Below are 17,256 nucleotides of genomic sequence, written 5' to 3' on the forward strand. Positions count from 1 at the left end.
CCATATCAAACTATGCAAGAGATGTGAAGAAATTTCACTTTTATTTCTATGTACTCACCTTATTATCTAAGAAACAATAGTAACAATCCTTGTACGAGCCCGATCATTCCGCCTAATAACGCTCCTAAATACGTAATCATTTTCAATTCATTTTTCGTAATAGACAGAACTAAGTCTTCTAATCTTTCTGTTGAGAATGTAGACACTTCTTGCTGGACAATTTCCGCAAGGTGTAGATTATTTAGTATACTCTCTACATTTTCTGTTCCCCACTTTAAGCCTTTCGCTACTGCACTTGGAACCACTTTTTCAATAATTGTTTCTCGAACTGGTTCACATACTTGCTGAACAGATTGATTTAAAAACTTACTCACTGTTTCCTCTACTTTAACTGCTGACAGCACGGAGCTTACAATCATTTCTTTCTCCACAAATGCTTCTAATTCTTTTACATCTCTTCCTTTTAACTTTTCCCACTCTTTTTGTAGTACGTCAGTTAAAAGCTGCTTTGTAGCATCTTGCCCTAAAAACTTAATAACTTCTGGCTGCACACGATCCACAACACTTACATTTCCTAAAAACATCCCAACTAAGTTAAGTAGCGTTCCACGAGAAGCAAAGAAATCATCAATCATTTTTGAAAGACGCGCTTTCCCTTCTTCACTTTCAAAAAAGCTAATTCCTCGCTCTAAAATAAACGCCGAGGCATTCGGAATCGCATTCTCTATCTTTTCATGTACAGAATGAGGTAAAGCCTGTTCCCATGTATATGTATAATACTCTGCTAAAAATGCATGAATTTTTTCTGTAATCACATATTCGATTTTTCGAGTCGCTTCTTCTTCTACATGCGCTACATTCCATTTTTCTAACATATATCGCAGTGATTGTTCATTCGTAATTACTTTATCCACTTCCACTTGCGCCCAGTGGATTAAACCTTTTTGAAACTCTTCATTTGTTAGCTTTTTTCCGATTCCTTCTGGTGTTAACAAATGTTCTACAACCATTTTTCCTAATTGAACAGCAAGTTCATCACGACGCTTCGGAATTAACCCTGGTGTAAATGGAACTTGAAACTTTCCGATATAAATAGGACGATGAGGACGAAATAACATTTTTATCGCTAAATGATTCGTGTATCCCCCAATAATTGCTCCGAGCCCTGTCGTCGTTAACATATTTAACCATATATTCATTACAATCAACCTTTCACTTCTCCAAAACTATAGCATATCATCATACGGACAAAAGTATAATGGTATAAAAACGTATTTGCAATATATAGCTTCGCCTATTATGCAAATAGTAGTAAAGGAGTGATTTCGTTGGTTCTCGGCCTTTTAACTTCTAAACTTCATTATGAGCAAACGTATTACACCGAAATCGCTAAACGCGCTCGGCTTTATCATAATGTCGTTGCCCAGTTTACGCCATTTTGTATTGATTCTAAAACAGACCTTGTTTCTGGTCTTATTTACGATACAGATACAGGAAAATGGAAAGAGCAAACATTCCCTATTCCTTCTTATATATATGATCGTTATTCTTTTCACGAGGAAACAGACTTTGAAAAAGCAAAATCAATTATTCACTCTTTGCACAACCGTCCTTCCACTACCTTTTTAAATAACACACTTATTAACTTAAGTGAACTACATGATTTATTTCTCACTAATAAAAAACTGTCTCCTTATATACCCAAATTTGAAGTGGCAACGATACAAAACATTTTCAAACTGTTGTTAAAAACTAAAGATATTATTATACGCCCCACTAATATACATTCTAAAGATAACTTATATCGAGTCGCTTACAAAAATAAAACGTTTCATATCGATACAGTAAATGAAAAATACCATACTTCTCTTCCAATCAAGCGGACAGATGAATTTATATCTTGGTGTAAATCTAACATACGTTCATCACGCTACATAGTGCATACCATGCTACAACCACCAAATCAATTAACATACCCACTCCACATTCGAACCATTTTGCAAAAAAACAAAGAACAAACTTGGAATATTATCGGTCAATTTATACAAAAAAGTTCATTTCCTAATCAACTTTTACCCTCAGCAACAGACGATGATTCATTGCATTCATTTTCAAAAATTAAATACGTACTATCTAGTACAGGTGTGCAACTATTGCAAGACGCTTTACACGACATTATAAATGAAGTATTCCAAACACTAGATCAGTCTTATTCTTCATTATTCGAACTAGAACTTTCCACAATTATGGATCAAAAAGGCGCAATTTGGCTTATGTATGTCAACACGATTCCTCCTTACGAACAATACATTCGTCATAGTGATTCATTAGCTGAAAAGATATTTCACGGACCACTTAAATTCAGTCGCTTTACACCATAATGAAAGGAGGTAAACCTATTTTGAAAGAGCATATATATACATTAAATATTTCAGATGACCATCCAAATAGCATTACTTTACCTTACGTTTTTTCTATTACACCGCCTATTACATCTCTCTCCTTCGGCATACGTCATATTGCAAGTGAAGAGGTGAAAATTCATTATTCCTTTACTCGCGAAATTATTATCGGAAAGCATATTGCCGAAAAACTTTTACTGCCTCAATCAACTACTATTCATGCATTTACACAAAACCAAACAATTATTTTCGGACCATTAATCGGCATTTTTACAACTGGCTTTAATGATGATTCTTCTAACCCTTTAGGAAATCGTTCAATTGCTCTGAGTGAGTTGTTAACACCACCATTCTCATTACGACCGTTCGTATTCGTCTTTGGCGTTCAACATATACACTGGGAAGAAGAAACGATTGAAGGATATTTCTTTCAAGAGAAACAATGGATAAAGAAAAAAGTCCCTTTACCAAATGTCATTTACGATCGCTTACCGAATCGGCAAGCGGAAAATTATAAACCAATTGTCAGGGCAAAAAGAAAATTAGAACAAGACTACTGCATTCCATGGTTTAACCCAGGTTTTTTCAATAAATGGGAAGTTCATCAACTTCTTACGAAAGACGAATCAATTAAACCCTTATTACCAAATACAGAAGCATTTCAGCATTTTGAACAAGTAGAACGGTTTCTTGGCACGTATAAATCAGTGTACATGAAACCAATACACGGGAGCTTTGGTAGAAATATTCATCAAATATTTTATTCTCAAACAGAGAATTGCTACTACTGTCGTTATCGCGAAAATGAAGAAAATAAACTGAGAAAGTATCAATCATTAGAAACGCTTCTAAACCATGTATTAAAAGGACATGATTTAAAAAAGTTTATCGTACAGCAAGGTATTTCGTTACTTCGCTTCGATGGGCAACCTGTTGATTTCCGCATTCATACAAATAAAAACCATTTCGGTAATTGGATAGTTAGTGCAATCGTCGCCAAAATCGCCGGCAAAGGCAGTTTAACAACGCACGTAAATAGTGGCGGTGATACAAAATTATTACAAGAGCTTTTTCCAGATTCAACGAAACAAGTTCAAATTGAAAATAAATTAAAACATACTGCCTTACAAATAAGTTACGCGCTCGATGAACAAGTAACTGGAAATATTGGAGAAATCGGTTTTGATATCGGTTTAGACACAAAGGAAAATCCGTGGCTCTTTGAAGCCAACTCTAAACCTGGGCGAACTGTATTCCAAGATAAAAAATTAAAAGAGCAAAGTGAACTGACGCGCCAGTTATTTTACGAATATGCCGTCTACTTAACTGAACATTCTTTACGTGATACAAAAGAAAAAATGTCTCAAATAAAATCAGGGGCTTCATCAAACACCGAACATATCCCTTCTCCTATGATTCACTCACAAATACAAAAACAAAAACTTCCACCTAGATAATAAGGTGGAAGTTTTCTATTTACACAAGTTTTACTACAACCTCAGTTTCCACGTTACATACTCTGCAATAAAAAATATGATTGCAATATTCATTTGAATTATTATGCGTTAAACCATCTACTGCACTTAATAATTCTTGATCCATATAGGCACTATAATCGTCTATGTAATCTACAGACTTCCCATAATCTTGGAGTATACTTTGGCAATTTTGACAAGAATATGTTTGTGATTCTAATGCGTTGCAAAGCGGGCAAATTCCCATCATGATTCCTCCATACGTTATCGTTTATAAGCCTCTCTTTTTTAGAGTGAAGAGAGCAACCTATCCAGACATAGGAGCGCCCACTCCATCCCTACTTAAAAATAGAACTATGAAGTTGCTACCGATTTCATTTTTATTTCAATAAATCATAAATAAGAAGCTAATAATTAGCCTACAAGTAGCAGGCTACAATGAAAAAATTATATTTAATATCCTCCTTAGTTTGGCCTGTTTTCTTAAAAATACAACGATTACTCTTATTTCATAATTTACGAAATCAATACGTTTTTTTGACAAAATTTACAAATTATTATTTTGTATATCTTTCTAGGTAACATCCATACTATGAGTACAAACTTAATTACCGATGGATTAGCGCCAACCGGGGCGATAATCTGGTTCAACTCCAGCTAGTCCAACCAAAAAAACTTTTATAACTCTAAGGAGGATATATTCCTATGGCAAACCAAAATTCTTCAAATCAATTAGTAGTACCAGGTGCAACAGCTGCAATCGATCAAATGAAGTACGAAATCGCTCAAGAATTTGGTGTACAATTAGGAGCAGATTCTACGGCTCGCGCTAACGGTTCAGTTGGTGGAGAAATCACAAAACGTCTAGTTGCAATGGCTGAGCAAAGCCTTGGCGGATTCCACAAATAAATATATATGGCAAAAAGGTCTCAAGGCATATGCCTTGAGACCTTCCTTAATTTATTGCAACATTTGTAAAAACTTCTTCGTGCGCTCTTCTTTTGGATTTGTAAATACTTCTTCTGGTGTACCTTGTTCGACAACGACACCACCATCCATGAAAATAACACGGTTCGCAATTTGATGTGCAAAACGCATTTCGTGCGTTACAATAACCATCGTCATGCCCTCTTTAGCAAGTTCTTTCATTACTTTCAGAACTTCTTGAACGAGTTCAGGATCAAGCGCTGACGTCGGCTCATCAAATAGTAACACTTCCGGCTCCATCGCAAGTGCGCGCGCAATTCCAACGCGCTGTTGTTGTCCGCCTGATAATTGGAACGGATACAAATCCACTTTATCTGCTAAACCAACTTTTTCAAGGAAATAGTTTGCTTTTTTCTTCGCTTCTTCTTTCCCCATCTTTTTCACTGTAACGAGCCCTTCCATTACATTTTGAAGTGCTGTTAAATGCGGGAATAAATTATGGTGCTGGAATACCATACCTGTTTGCGTACGAAGATTAACAATATCTTTCTTCGTTACTTTTTGAGAGAAGTTAAGCTCTTTATTACCGATACGAATATTACCAGCGTTTGGCGTTTCTAATACATTGAGACAACGTAAGAATGTCGTTTTACCAGATCCAGACGGCCCAATAATAACAACAACCTCGCCCTTCTCAACTGTTAAATCTATATGCTTTAGTACGGTATTATCTCCGAAACTTTTTTGTAAGTGCTGAATTGAAATCATAAAAACAAAAACTCCTTTTGTAAAAGGATTATTTTAATGTGTAGCGTTCTGAACGCTTTTCTAACATCTGTTGTACGATTGATAATAAGAAACAAATAACCCAATAAATAAGACCTGCTTCAAAATAAACAATTAAAAACTCGTAGTTCATCGCCGCAATTTCCTGCGCTTTTCGGAACATTTCTGTTACTAAAATTAACGATGCTAATGAAGTATCCTTCACTAAGCTAATAAATGTATTCGAAAGCGGCGGGATTGATACGCGCGTTGCTTGTGGTAAAATAACACGTTTTAATGCTTGTGGATATGTCATCCCAATTGTATAAGCTGCTTCCCACTGCCCTTTCGGAATGGAAAGGATAGAAGCACGAATAATTTCAGATGCATATGCACCGACATTTAATGAAAATCCAACAACTGCTGCTGTATATGGCTCAACTTCAATATTAAGAGTTGGAAGACCATAGAAAATAATAAATAACTGTACAAGAAGTGGCGTTCCGCGAATGATAGATACATAGATACGAGCAATCCATTGTAAAATACGACTACCTGAAATACGTGCGAGCGCTGTTAACGTCGCAAGTATAAGACCGATAATAAATGTAATAAGCGTTAATGGAATTGTTGTAAAAACAGCTTCCTTCAGCATAGGCATGAAGGAAGACTGCATAATATCTATCCAAGTAGACAATCGATCTGAAACTAATGCACTACTTAGATACATTTTCACCGAACCATTTTTTCGTTATTTTGTCATACGTACCGTCTTTTTTCATATCTTCTAACGCTTTATCTACTTCTTGTACAAGCTTATCGCTACCTTTACGGAATAAGAATCCACTTTGTGAAGCTTCTTTTTCTGTATCTACAATTTTAATTTTTGCATCTTTTTTCGTTTCTAAATAATTTAATACTGATAACTTATCATTAATTGTAAAATCAACGCGTCCTGAAGCTAATAATTCTGCCGCTTGGCTAAATCCTTCTACACCTTCGATTTCTGCACCGTTTTTCTTAGCAATATCTGCATAGTTACTCGTTAAAGATTGTGCTCCTTTTAACCCTTTTACATCAGCAAATGTAGCAGGCTTATCTTTATCTTTTGCGATAACTAATGCCGCTGAAGATGAAATATATGGTTTAGAGAAATCGTATTTCTTTTGACGATCTTCACGAATACCAACTTCGTTTGCAACCATATCGAAACGTTTTGCATCTAGGCCAGCAAGTAAGCTATCCCATTGTGTTTCTTTAAATACAGGTTTTACACCTAAACGTTTTGCAACTTCTTCTGCTAATTCAACATCGAATCCAGTTAATTTATTGCTTGAATCGTGGAACGTAAATGGTGGATATGTACCTTCTGTACCAATTACAAGTTCACCGCTTTGTTTAATCTTTTGTAACGCGTCTTGACTAGCTGTATCTTTTTTCTCTTCTTTACCGCAGCCGGCTACAATCCCGATCGCTAATGTAGTTACTGCAAGCACTGAAAATAATTTCTTCATGATAGTAATCCTCCAAGTATTCTGATAGGAATTTAAAAACTATATTGATTGTATGCAATCTTGAACAATTTTTCAATGAAAATGTTCTTATTTAGTTTATCCTTTTTCTTCATAATCAAACAAAAGGGAAAAATAACGCTACATACAAAAAATAAGTAACATTTTTTAATATAGCATTTATGGAGAAAAAGGTAAAACAATACTTCTTATTTAACTGTCGTAATTCGCTAAAGAGTCGACATGTTCATCAATAAAAAAGAACTTGTGAAAATCACAAGTTCTCCTCCATGCATATTAAGCACTCTGATTGCCTTCCATTTGCGTTTTATACATATCGTAATAACGCCCGCGCTTTTTCATGAGTTCATCATGAGAGCCTTTTTCTAAAATGGTTCCTCTATCGAGCACAATAATTTGATCTGCACTTTTAATCGTTGAAAGGCGGTGAGCGATAATAAATGTCGTTCTTCCTTTTTTTACAACTTCTAGTGCTTGTTGAATCATCGCCTCTGTTTCTGTATCAATACTAGACGTTGCTTCATCTAAAATTAAAATAGCCGGATCAAAAGCGAGCGCCCTAGCAAACGAAATAAGCTGACGTTCTCCAGTGGAAAGCGTACTTCCCTTTTCTGTAATTTCTTCATTTATATTGTTCGCAAATCTTTCAGCACCAACATCACGTAACGCCTTTACAATGCGCTCTTTTGAAATTTTTTCATTTTCTAAGCTTACATTGGAAGCGACCGTCCCACTAAAAAGAAACGGGTCTTGCAGTACGATTCCCATATGTTCACGGGTTGCTTGTTTCGGCATCTCTTTTACATCGTGACCATCAATCGTAAGCTTTCCTTTTTCAAACTCATAAAATTGAAAGAGTACATTCATGATAGAACTTTTTCCTGATCCAGTATGACCGACAAGTGCCACTGTCTCGCCTTGTTTCGCTTCAAAAGAAATATTTTTTAACACTTCATCTTTTCCATTATAAGAAAATGATACATTATCAAATTTTACATTTCCTTTTAAACGAGGCATACGTTCTTCTTCTACCGGTTCCCCTTTTTCCTCTAACAATTCAAAGACACGTTCTGATGCAACGCGCGCTTGCTCTAAGTTTGCAAGCTGGTTCACCATATTCGTAATTGGCGAGAATAATCGTGTTAAATAATCGACGAACGCATACAGTACCCCAAGTGAAATAATACCTGTAGCACTTAATGACGCACCGCCGAAATACCAAATTACTCCTGTGAAAGCGATATTTCTTAATACGGCTACTAAGTTATGCGAAGTTGCTGCATTTAAATTTAAAATTTTATTTTGATACTTAAAATAATCGCCATTTAATTCTTCAAATTCTTTTTTCGTTTCACGCTCTTGACGGAACGCTTGAATAATTGGCATCCCTTGAATGGATTCATTCACTGTTCCGTTAATATCAGATAAACGAGAGCGCATTTTATGATTGTATACAGACGCGTATTTTCTATAAAGAATCGCCCAAACAATTAAAATTGGGATAATTAATAAACATAATGAAGCGAGCTTCACATCTAATAAAAATAACGCAGCGAATATCCCAATAATATAGATGATACTAGAAACGAATGTTGCCAGCACCGTTACATATAAATCACGAATGGCCTCTGTATCATTCGTCACACGCGAAACAATTTTCCCCGCCGGTAAATGATCAAAGTACCGAATTGGCAACGTTTGAATATGAGAAAAAACATCTTCCCTCATAATTTGAATAATTTTGTTCGCTGCCTTTTGCAAGAAGAACTGCTTTCCGTATGCAAATAATGACACGACTACTAATAAAGTGAAATAGCCACCACCAAGTAATAATAGACGGTTTATTTCTGGCTTATAAAATGCAAATACTTCTTCCTTTGTTAATGCTTTCGCTTTATAAACTTGCACCGCCTTACCATTTTGAACGGTAATCATATCCCCTTTTACAGTCCGTGACCCTTCCGCATTTACTTTATTCGGTACAAAATAATATTGAAAACCGACTTGCATCACACGTACTTCTTTACCTTTTGTCTCGCCTTGTTCAAAGCGATCACTTCGCTTATAAAAAGCGCCATTATACGAAACAGCTTCTTCACTCTGTTCTGTTTCATACCAAGGTTTCTCTATCCCGACGATATGATCATCAATCATCGTTTTAGCAACGAAAGGACCAGCAAGCTCTGCGATGACGAAAATAAATAACATTAACATCGCAGCAAAAATCGTCCCTTTCACTTTCATCGCGTATTGAAACAATCGTTTTGAAACGCTCATATTTTCACCCCACTATCCGCACTTTCACTTTCACCTTGTTGTCTTTCAAACTGTTCAGCATACCAGCCTCCGCTCTGGATAAGCTGAGCATGCGTACCTTCTTCTATAACTGCGCCTTCATCCATAACGAGAATCCAATCCGCATGTTGCACTGCAGATAAACGATGCGTCGTAATAATCGTCGTCTTTCCACTTCTTTCCGTTCTTATATTTTCAATGATCGCTGCTTCCGTACGAGCATCTACAGCTGATAAAGAATCATCCAAAATTAAAATTTCTGGATTTTGAATAACAGCTCGTGCAATCGAGATCCTTTGTTTTTGCCCTCCTGATAAAGAAACACCTTTCTCTCCAACGAGCGTTTCTAACCCTTCTGGTAAAAACTCTAAATCCTTTTTAAACGCAGCAATTTCAATTGCTTTCTCTAGTTCTTCTTCAGTCGCTTCCCTATTTCCGAATAAAATATTTTCTCGCGCTGTTTTTGAGAACAAAATATGCTCCTGCGGTACATAACCAATCCAGCCGAGTACATTTTCATTCGTCATTTTATCTAATGTCACATCAGAAACTGCAATATCTCCATCTCCAAGCGGATATTGGCGAAGAAGCTGACGTACAAGCGTCGTTTTCCCGCTTCCTGTTTTTCCGACAACCCCTAGCGTTTCTCCTTGCTTTAATGTGAAAGAAACCTTTTTTAAATTTTCTTCAGTTGATGAAGGATATGAGAAAGACACATCATCAAACTGAATATAATCCGGCTCTTGCACAAGCTTTGGATGTTTCGGATTCTTTACATCTGGCTCATACGCTAACGTTTCATTCACACGGTCAAGCGAAGCATTTCCTCTTTGCATAACATTAATTAGTTCCCCAATTGCAAACATCGGCCAAATCATCATCCCTAAATACACGTTAAAAGAAACGAGTTCACCAAGCGTCACCTTTGACTGGAACACAAGGTATGCACCGTACACTAAGCCGATTAAATAACTAAGACCGACAAGCATTTTCACAGTTGGTTGGAATAATGCATCAATCTTTGCTACCTTCATATTTTTTTCGTAGACGTCATCTCCTAAATGATGAAATCTTTCCTCGTCTGCATTCTCTTGTACATATGCACGAATAACACGCACACCAGCGATTGATTCAAGCACTTTATCGTTCATATCACCAAACGCATCTTGCGCAACGGTAAATCTTTCATGCAATTTCTTTCCATATATATTCATCGCATACGCCATAATTGGAAGCGGAATAAGCGCTGCAAATGTAAGCTCCCAACTAATTGTAAACCCCATCATAAAGACAATCGTAAGCATATATAAACTAGAATCCACAAGCGTTAATATACCAAAACCAGCTGTCATAGCGATTGCTTTCAAATCATTTGTCGCTCTCGCCATTAAATCACCAGTACGATTTTTTTGATAAAAAGTCGGCGTCATCTTAAGTAAATGCCCCATAAATTTAGAGCGCATCGTTTTCTCAAGTACGAATGCACCGCCAAACAATTGATGTTGCCATACGAAAGTGAGGCCATATCCAACGATCGTAACCCCTATTAAAATAAGAATAGACTGTATAATAGCTTCGTTCGATAACGTTCCTGTTTTTATATTATCTATCGTAACCCCTAACACTTTCGGGGGAATCACTTCAACTATATTCACAATTAAAAGAGCTCCAATGGCAATACTATATCTCTTCCAGTGCTCCCTAAAAAACCATTTTAGCTTTAGTAATACTGATAACAATGTAACCTCTCCCTTCTCGTTCTCGTTTACCTCTCATTTCTTTATCCACTATCCAGACCTATCACATTTACATTTCGTAACCCATACAATCTCATCACATTTTTCCACCTTCCAAAGTTTTTTATCGGAACTAAACAAGGGAAAATAAACAAAAAAAAGCATACCGCCGCTTGACGATATGCACAGGAATGCATAAAAGCGTACGTTACGATATACGCAACGTACGCTTCTTATAAGACAAAGATGCCCTATATATCCGTACGGGTTGCGTAATGATATGAATGTTTTCTGCCATTTAACAGAGCTAAGCCCATTACATTTACGATTACAATCATTACGCACACCCCTTTCATTTATTTTCCATTTATAATCTTACAACTTTATTGAGTATTCTGTCAATTATTTTTTCACACTTTAAATAAAAATATATGATACACCATTTTGAAATAAGGGAATGTTCTGTAAGAAAGGGCATACAAAATAAAAAAAGAATAAGAAATCGTTTTCACAAACATTTCATTTGAAAAATGTTATCAAACCCCCTACAATCACCTTATACTCACTCTTACAAGTTGCTATTTTAGGAGGACTAATCATGACAACTAGCAATACGTACAAATTTTATTTAAACGGAGAATGGAGAGAAAGCTCTTCAGGAGAAACAATCGAAATTCCATCTCCATACTTACACGAAGTAATTGGACAAGTACAAGCAATTACTCGCGGAGAAGTAGATGAAGCAATTGCATCTGCAAAAGAAGCTCAAAAATCATGGGCCGAAGCTTCCCTACAGGATCGCGCAAAATACTTATATAAATGGGCTGATGAGCTCGTAAATATGCAGGATGAAATTGCCGATATCATTATGAAAGAAGTCGGTAAAGGATATAAAGATGCGAAGAAAGAAGTTGTTCGTACAGCTGACTTCATTCGTTACACGATCGAAGAAGCTTTACATATGCACGGAGAAAGCATGATGGGCGATAGCTTCCCGGGCGGTACAAAATCTAAGCTTGCGATTATCCAACGCGCACCACTTGGTGTTGTATTAGCAATCGCACCATTTAACTACCCAGTAAACTTATCTGCTGCAAAACTTGCACCAGCATTAATTATGGGTAACGCTGTTATTTTCAAACCAGCAACTCAAGGTGCAATTAGTGGTATTAAAATGGTTGAAGCACTTCATAAAGCTGGCCTTCCAAAAGGTCTTGTAAACGTAGCTACAGGACGCGGTTCTGTAATTGGTGACTACTTAGTAGAGCACGAAGGCATCAATATGGTATCGTTCACAGGCGGTACAAACACAGGTAAACATTTAGCGAAAAAAGCTTCAATGATTCCACTTGTATTAGAACTTGGTGGTAAAGATCCTGGTATCGTTCGTGAAGATGCTGACTTACAAGATGCTGCAAACCATATCGTAAGCGGTGCATTCTCTTACTCTGGTCAACGTTGTACAGCTATTAAACGTGTACTTGTACACGAAAACGTAGCGGACGAGCTTGTTAGCTTATTAAAAGCGCAAGTAGCTGAACTATCAGTTGGATCTCCAGAACAAGACAGCACAATCGTTCCATTAATCGACGACAAGTCTGCTGACTTCGTTCAAGGTTTAGTTGACGACGCTGTAGAAAAAGGTGCTACAATCGTTATCGGTAACAAACGTGAGCGTAACTTAATTTACCCAACATTAATCGATCACGTAACAGAAGAGATGAAAGTTGCTTGGGAAGAGCCATTCGGCCCAATCCTTCCAATCATCCGTGTTTCTTCAGATGAACAAGCAATTGAAATTGCTAACAAATCAGAGTTCGGTCTGCAAGCAAGTGTCTTCACTAAAGACATTAACAAAGCATTTGCAATTGCTAACAAAATCGAAACTGGTTCTGTACAAATTAACGGACGCACAGAGCGCGGCCCTGACCACTTCCCATTCATCGGTGTAAAAGGTTCAGGTATGGGCGCACAAGGTATTCGTAAGAGCCTTGAGTCTATGACACGTGAAAAAGTAACTGTATTAAACTTAGTTTAATCTTATAAAAAGAAGCTGATCTATTTTTAGATCAGCTTCTTTTCTATATAAATACTTCCGAAAAACGGAGTATTTCGTTCTACTTCCGATTTGGTTTTCCAAATCGAACTAAAACATGCCATAATAATTTTAATTCCTGAAGCACTTCTTCATAAGTTCCACGATCACTCCAAGATAATGGATTGCGTTTCAAATCCACTACAGCAGAGCCAATTATATTTGCATCGATGCAATGATTCCGTGCAATACGTCTTGCTAAAGATGGCATTTTTGAACCTCTAAAATCCATCGGAACTTCGTCTACCGCAAGTACAAAACCGATGTGCCAATACAAATCAATCGCATACTTCAGGCAAATTTCTTCTAAAACTCTTCCTACATCCGTACCCTTAAATGAAGGATCTGCAACAAGCGCCTCCACGTCTTCTTTAAGAGAAATCTCTCCATGAATCTGCGCTTCAATATAATGATTAAGATTACGGGCTGGCTCTTTGCTTACTACATCTATAAACGGCCTTTTCAGGTTAGCCAGTAAATGATTAATTAATATTGTTGGAGTCAAATTTCCTTCACCAATTGCAAAATCTCTTACAAATGTCTCTTCCAAAAGAGCAGCTAAAATCATATCAAACTCCTCATAAGTCCCCTTTTCTTTCGGATCTTGATGCGAATCTAAATACGTATATGTAGAGCGCGAAGAAACTTTTGGAGATAAGAGAAAATAACAGGAACCAAAACGCGGAGCCGGCCCATCTGGATGTAACATTAAATTTAGCGCTCCATATTTTGGCCGTTGATTATTTGTTACGCCTTCTAATTGATATGCTCCTCCAAATATTCTTTTTTCCCAAAGGTCACGTTCACCACCAGGGTAAGCAGATACGCTTCCATTAGATAGCAATGTTTCAAACTGACTTTTATATACTCCTTGCTCAAACAGTGCTTCAGCAACACTTTTCATATTCGAATCTAGTCTGTCTGGATGAAAGTGTAAAGCAATCCTTGCATGAGATTTTAAATTAGCGACAGCTTCTTCAAATATTTCATCTGTAATATTAGACATTTTAAGTATATGATTAATCGTTGCTTTAGCCCCACGTTTTTCGTTCTCTGCATATTTTGAAATATACTCTAAAGCAAATAATTGAGATCTTAATAATTCCATAATCCAATCTCCCCTTTAATTGAACTGCCCTTAAACACTTCAATTAAAAGCTTATTCTTTCCTTCTTATGAAACGAACCTCATTTATTAAAAAAGTAATTTACTAAATCTTAATTATGTATACACGCATTTTTCATAGGCAAATGTACACATTCTACAGAAATTTGATACCCTAGCCATCGCTCAGCGATATGTTCAAATGATAAAACAGATCCCGTTGTAAAAAAGCGATGCTTCGGATTCAGATTGTCAGACAAAATTCCTTTGTGCTGTAAAATGGTACTTAACTCTATCGCTGTTTCTTCTGCAGAACTAATAATCGTTATGTCTTCTCCTAGTTCCTTTTTTATATAGGACTCTAAAAGTGGATAATGCGTACATCCAAGAATTAACGTATCTATATCTTCTTTCGTTAATGGAAGTAAAGCTTGTTTCACTTGCTGCGTGACATATGCTGTATCTTCTAATTGATTTTCTACAACTGTGGCTAAAGTCGGGCAAGCATAGCTATGCACTTCCAAATATGTATCCAGCTCGTGTAATGCTTTTTCATACATATTAGATTTTATCGTACCTACAGTTCCAATTACCCCGATTTCCCCTTTCTTTGTAACTTTAATTGCCGCTCTTGCTCCTGGATGTATAACGCCAATAACTGGAATGGAAAGTGCTTCTTGCAGCGCATTCAATGCAGCAGCTGCAGCAGTATTACATGCTACGACTAGCGCTTTTAATGGAAACTGTTTGAGGAACTCAACCATTTCAAATACGAAAGATTGCACCTCCTCTACACTTCTTGGCCCATACGGACAACGCTTATTATCACCAATATAATAAATGCTTTCTTTAGGCAATTGTCTTATAATTTCGCTCGCAACTGTTAATCCTCCAACTCCCGAATCTAGCACACCTATTACTGAATGTTTATGACATACAGACATTTACTTCATCCCCTTTTCAATCATCTAGCGCTAATAACATGTATTATATTACGAAAATTCAAATATCACATAACAATCCCTCTTACTTTTAATCACAAACTCTTCTCTATAATCTGATTATTACTATATCCATTGACGTATAAAAATTCATTTGTTACTCTTAAAGACGTTAATTTAATATTTAAATCCTCATTCGTATCTCGGTGAGGTAGAGGTTGCAATCATTAAGAGTATCATTTCAGGAGATGTAGTGGCATTGATGAAGGAATGAGAAAGGAATGGTTGCCGAAGTAAGTCGTGTCCACCATGCACGCTTGCTGGGTCTGCATTTAATAAGTGCAGAACTGTCACAAACGTTTCGTTTGTGGAGAGCTATCGAGAGGTATGTCGTGGGTTTCTTATAAGATAGAAAGCATGTAGCGGCAAATTACGTGCTTTTTTTGTTTTGTTTGGGACTTCTCTTCCTGACTCAGGAAGACATACATATCTCCTCGCTTGACTTGGTTATACTAACTTTGGAGGTATTTTCTATGCAACAAAAAAAATGGGGCTTTTGGGTACTAACAGCTTTCGTTGTCGGTAACATGGTTGGCGCTGGTATTTTCATGGTGCCAAGTACGTTGGCACAAACAGCAAGCCCACTCGGTGTCACTTTAGCTTGGTTAACTACAGGGTTTGGTGTTTTAATGCTAGCTCTTGTTTTCGGTAATTTAGCAATTCGTCGTCCTGATTTAACGACAGGGCCACAAAGTCATGCATATGCTTTATTCTCAACACCAAAAAAGAAAAAAATGGCTGGCTTCAGTATGGTATGGGGATATTGGGTTGCAAACTGGGCAAGTAACGTTGCCATCATTACATCATTTGCGGGATATTTATCACTCTTCTTCCCAATTATGAAAGATACGCGACTACTATTTTCAATCGGCTCGTTTAACGTAGAAGTCGGAAAACTAATTACATTTACGATTTGTTCCATCTTACTTTGGGGAACTCATATTATATTAACAAACGGTGTAAGCGGAGCTGGAAAACTAAACTTCTTAGCAACAACAACGAAAGTAACTGGATTCCTTTTATTCATCGTCGTTACGTTATTTGCATTCGAAGCTTCTAAGTTTGGACAATGGTACACACCGATGATTGATAAATCAGGTGCATCACACGGTCTTCTTTCACAAGTGAATTTAGCTGCTCTTACAACACTTTGGGCGTTTATCGGAATTGAATCAGCCGTTCTTTTATCAAACCGTGCTGTTTCTCCAAAAACGGTAAAACGCGCAACAGTTGCGGGATTACTTATTACAGTTGCCATCTACTTAGGAATCACAATTTTAACAATGGGTGTACTTCACGTTGATAAATTACAAGCTTCTGAACGTCCATTAGCAGATGCACTAAACGCTGCAATGGGTCACGGCGGCGGGAAACTGATGGCATTACTTGCTCTTACTTCCCTGTTCGGTTCTATCTTAGGCTGGATTTTATTAAGCTCAGAAGTACCTTATCAAGCAGCAAAAGAAGGTTTCTTCCCTTCCTTCTTCACGAAAACAAATAAAAAAGGAAGTCCAATTTACTCATTACGATTAACAAACATTATGTCGCAAGTATTCCTATTCTCAACATTATCAGGAACCATTGCGGAAGCTTATACATTCGTTATTACCGTATCAACACTGGCCTACCTCATTCCATATCTCGTTTCACCAATCTTCCAGTTAAAACTAGTCGCAACTGGTGAAACATATAAAAATGAAATGCGGGCAAGAATTACAGATGGCATAGTCGCAGTTATCGCACTTTGCTACGCACTATGGGTTATTAAAACCGGCGCATCCGATATAAAAACGTTCCTTCTCGGAATTGGTTTATTCGTAATTGGATTTGCTTTCTATCCATTAATGAATCGTGATCAGAAAAAAAATAACGAAAAGAAAAACGGGCAAGTTGCATAACGCAATTTGCTCGTTTTTTCTTTTGT

14 protein-coding genes and 1 riboswitch are annotated in these 17,256 nt (G+C 36.9%); of the genes, 5 read left to right on the forward strand and 9 right to left on the reverse strand.

Annotation, left to right across the window (positions count from 1 at the left end; all coding sequences use genetic code 11):
* Positions 1 to 62: 62 nt before the first annotated feature.
* Positions 63 to 1,199 (reverse strand): DUF445 domain-containing protein, encoded by a 1,137-nt coding sequence (locus tag HMAS_RS19750; protein ID WP_025709955.1) that lies wholly within the window; start codon positions 1,197 to 1,199, stop codon positions 63 to 65.
* Positions 1,200 to 1,328: 129 nt separating this feature from the next.
* On the opposite strand from HMAS_RS19750, the gene HMAS_RS19755 reads away from it, so the two are divergent.
* Positions 1,329 to 2,381 carry a YheC/YheD family protein gene (locus HMAS_RS19755; protein ID WP_000242827.1) on the forward strand — a complete coding sequence of 351 codons (1,053 nt, stop codon included), beginning with the start codon at positions 1,329 to 1,331 and terminating at the stop codon, positions 2,379 to 2,381.
* 20 nt (positions 2,382 to 2,401) lie between these two features.
* The gene (locus HMAS_RS19760; protein ID WP_000658062.1) at positions 2,402 to 3,859 is read left to right on the forward strand and encodes a YheC/YheD family protein; all 1,458 of its coding nucleotides are present in this window, start codon (positions 2,402 to 2,404) and stop codon (positions 3,857 to 3,859) included.
* A gap of 19 nt (positions 3,860 to 3,878) precedes the next feature.
* On the opposite strand, the gene HMAS_RS19765 is transcribed toward HMAS_RS19760, so the two are convergent.
* Entirely contained in the window at positions 3,879 to 4,124 is a 246-nt protein-coding gene (locus HMAS_RS19765; RefSeq protein WP_000510476.1) for a hypothetical protein, read from the reverse strand.
* Positions 4,125 to 4,582: 458 nt separating this feature from the next.
* Between HMAS_RS19765 and sasP the strand changes: the two genes are divergently transcribed.
* A complete protein-coding gene (gene sasP, locus HMAS_RS19770; protein WP_000013338.1) occupies positions 4,583 to 4,786 on the forward strand; it encodes a small acid-soluble spore protein, SasP family in 204 nt (67 codons plus the stop codon).
* 51 nt (positions 4,787 to 4,837) lie between these two features.
* Here the strand turns inward: sasP and HMAS_RS19775 are convergent, their stop codons facing one another.
* The 5 genes from HMAS_RS19775 to HMAS_RS19800 form a co-directional block, all read right to left on the reverse strand.
* A complete protein-coding gene (locus HMAS_RS19775; RefSeq protein WP_000623610.1) occupies positions 4,838 to 5,572 on the reverse strand; it encodes an amino acid ABC transporter ATP-binding protein in 735 nt (244 codons plus the stop codon).
* A 28-nt stretch (positions 5,573 to 5,600) separates the two neighbouring features.
* Positions 5,601 to 6,299, reverse strand: a complete 699-nt coding sequence (locus tag HMAS_RS19780; protein ID WP_000281497.1) for an amino acid ABC transporter permease — start codon at positions 6,297 to 6,299, stop codon at positions 5,601 to 5,603.
* Positions 6,286 to 7,083, reverse strand: coding sequence for an amino acid ABC transporter substrate-binding protein (locus HMAS_RS19785; protein ID WP_000732840.1), 798 nt, complete (start codon positions 7,081 to 7,083; stop codon positions 6,286 to 6,288). Before HMAS_RS19785 ends, HMAS_RS19780 begins: the two co-directional genes overlap by 14 nt.
* A 294-nt stretch (positions 7,084 to 7,377) precedes the next feature.
* Positions 7,378 to 9,378 carry an ABC transporter ATP-binding protein gene (locus HMAS_RS19795; RefSeq protein ID WP_025709954.1) on the reverse strand — a complete coding sequence of 667 codons (2,001 nt, stop codon included), beginning with the start codon at positions 9,376 to 9,378 and terminating at the stop codon, positions 7,378 to 7,380.
* On the reverse strand, positions 9,375 to 11,135 hold the full coding sequence (locus HMAS_RS19800) for an ABC transporter ATP-binding protein (protein WP_000953782.1): 1,761 nt from the start codon (positions 11,133 to 11,135) through the stop codon (positions 9,375 to 9,377). Before HMAS_RS19800 ends, HMAS_RS19795 begins: the two co-directional genes overlap by 4 nt.
* A gap of 595 nt (positions 11,136 to 11,730) precedes the next feature.
* Here HMAS_RS19800 and gapN point away from each other — a divergent pair.
* Positions 11,731 to 13,170, forward strand: a complete 1,440-nt coding sequence (gene gapN, locus HMAS_RS19815; RefSeq protein WP_000213634.1) for an NADP-dependent glyceraldehyde-3-phosphate dehydrogenase — start codon at positions 11,731 to 11,733, stop codon at positions 13,168 to 13,170.
* Between the two features lie 79 nt (positions 13,171 to 13,249).
* On the opposite strand, the gene HMAS_RS19820 is transcribed toward gapN, so the two are convergent.
* A complete protein-coding gene (locus tag HMAS_RS19820; RefSeq protein ID WP_000422025.1) occupies positions 13,250 to 14,335 on the reverse strand; it encodes a DUF3626 domain-containing protein in 1,086 nt (361 codons plus the stop codon).
* Positions 14,336 to 14,444: 109 nt separating this feature from the next.
* Entirely contained in the window at positions 14,445 to 15,275 is an 831-nt protein-coding gene (gene racE / locus HMAS_RS19825; RefSeq protein WP_000109669.1) for a glutamate racemase, read from the reverse strand.
* A 201-nt stretch (positions 15,276 to 15,476) separates the two neighbouring features.
* Positions 15,477 to 15,658, forward strand: a riboswitch (Lysine riboswitch).
* Positions 15,659 to 15,805: 147 nt separating this feature from the next.
* Here racE and HMAS_RS19830 point away from each other — a divergent pair.
* Positions 15,806 to 17,230, forward strand: coding sequence for an amino acid permease (locus HMAS_RS19830; RefSeq protein ID WP_001186301.1), 1,425 nt, complete (start codon positions 15,806 to 15,808; stop codon positions 17,228 to 17,230).
* The last annotated feature ends 26 nt before the right edge of the window (positions 17,231 to 17,256 follow it).

The sequence above is a fragment of the Bacillus sp. HMA207 genome, assembly GCF_003402455.1.
Classification (GTDB): Bacteria; Bacillota; Bacilli; order Bacillales; family Bacillaceae_G; genus Bacillus_A; species Bacillus_A cereus.

Excerpts from the sequence above, each read along its gene's own strand:
- racE (WP_000109669.1), bottom strand. The coding sequence starts at position 15,275 with ATGTCTGTATGTCATAAACATTCAGTAATAGGTGTGCTAGATTCGGGA.
- HMAS_RS19795 (WP_025709954.1), bottom strand. The coding sequence starts at position 9,378 with ATGAGCGTTTCAAAACGATTGTTTCAATACGCGATGAAAGTGAAAGGG.
- HMAS_RS19775 (WP_000623610.1), bottom strand. The coding sequence starts at position 5,572 with ATGATTTCAATTCAGCACTTACAAAAAAGTTTCGGAGATAATACCGTA.
- HMAS_RS19785 (WP_000732840.1), bottom strand. The coding sequence starts at position 7,083 with ATGAAGAAATTATTTTCAGTGCTTGCAGTAACTACATTAGCGATCGGG.
- HMAS_RS19830 (WP_001186301.1), top strand. The coding sequence starts at position 15,806 with ATGCAACAAAAAAAATGGGGCTTTTGGGTACTAACAGCTTTCGTTGTC.
- HMAS_RS19750 (WP_025709955.1), bottom strand. The coding sequence starts at position 1,199 with ATGAATATATGGTTAAATATGTTAACGACGACAGGGCTCGGAGCAATT.
- HMAS_RS19820 (WP_000422025.1), bottom strand. The coding sequence starts at position 14,335 with ATGGAATTATTAAGATCTCAATTATTTGCTTTAGAGTATATTTCAAAA.
- sasP (WP_000013338.1), top strand. The coding sequence starts at position 4,583 with ATGGCAAACCAAAATTCTTCAAATCAATTAGTAGTACCAGGTGCAACA.
- HMAS_RS19780 (WP_000281497.1), bottom strand. The coding sequence starts at position 6,299 with ATGTATCTAAGTAGTGCATTAGTTTCAGATCGATTGTCTACTTGGATA.
- gapN (WP_000213634.1), top strand. The coding sequence starts at position 11,731 with ATGACAACTAGCAATACGTACAAATTTTATTTAAACGGAGAATGGAGA.
- HMAS_RS19765 (WP_000510476.1), bottom strand. The coding sequence starts at position 4,124 with ATGGGAATTTGCCCGCTTTGCAACGCATTAGAATCACAAACATATTCT.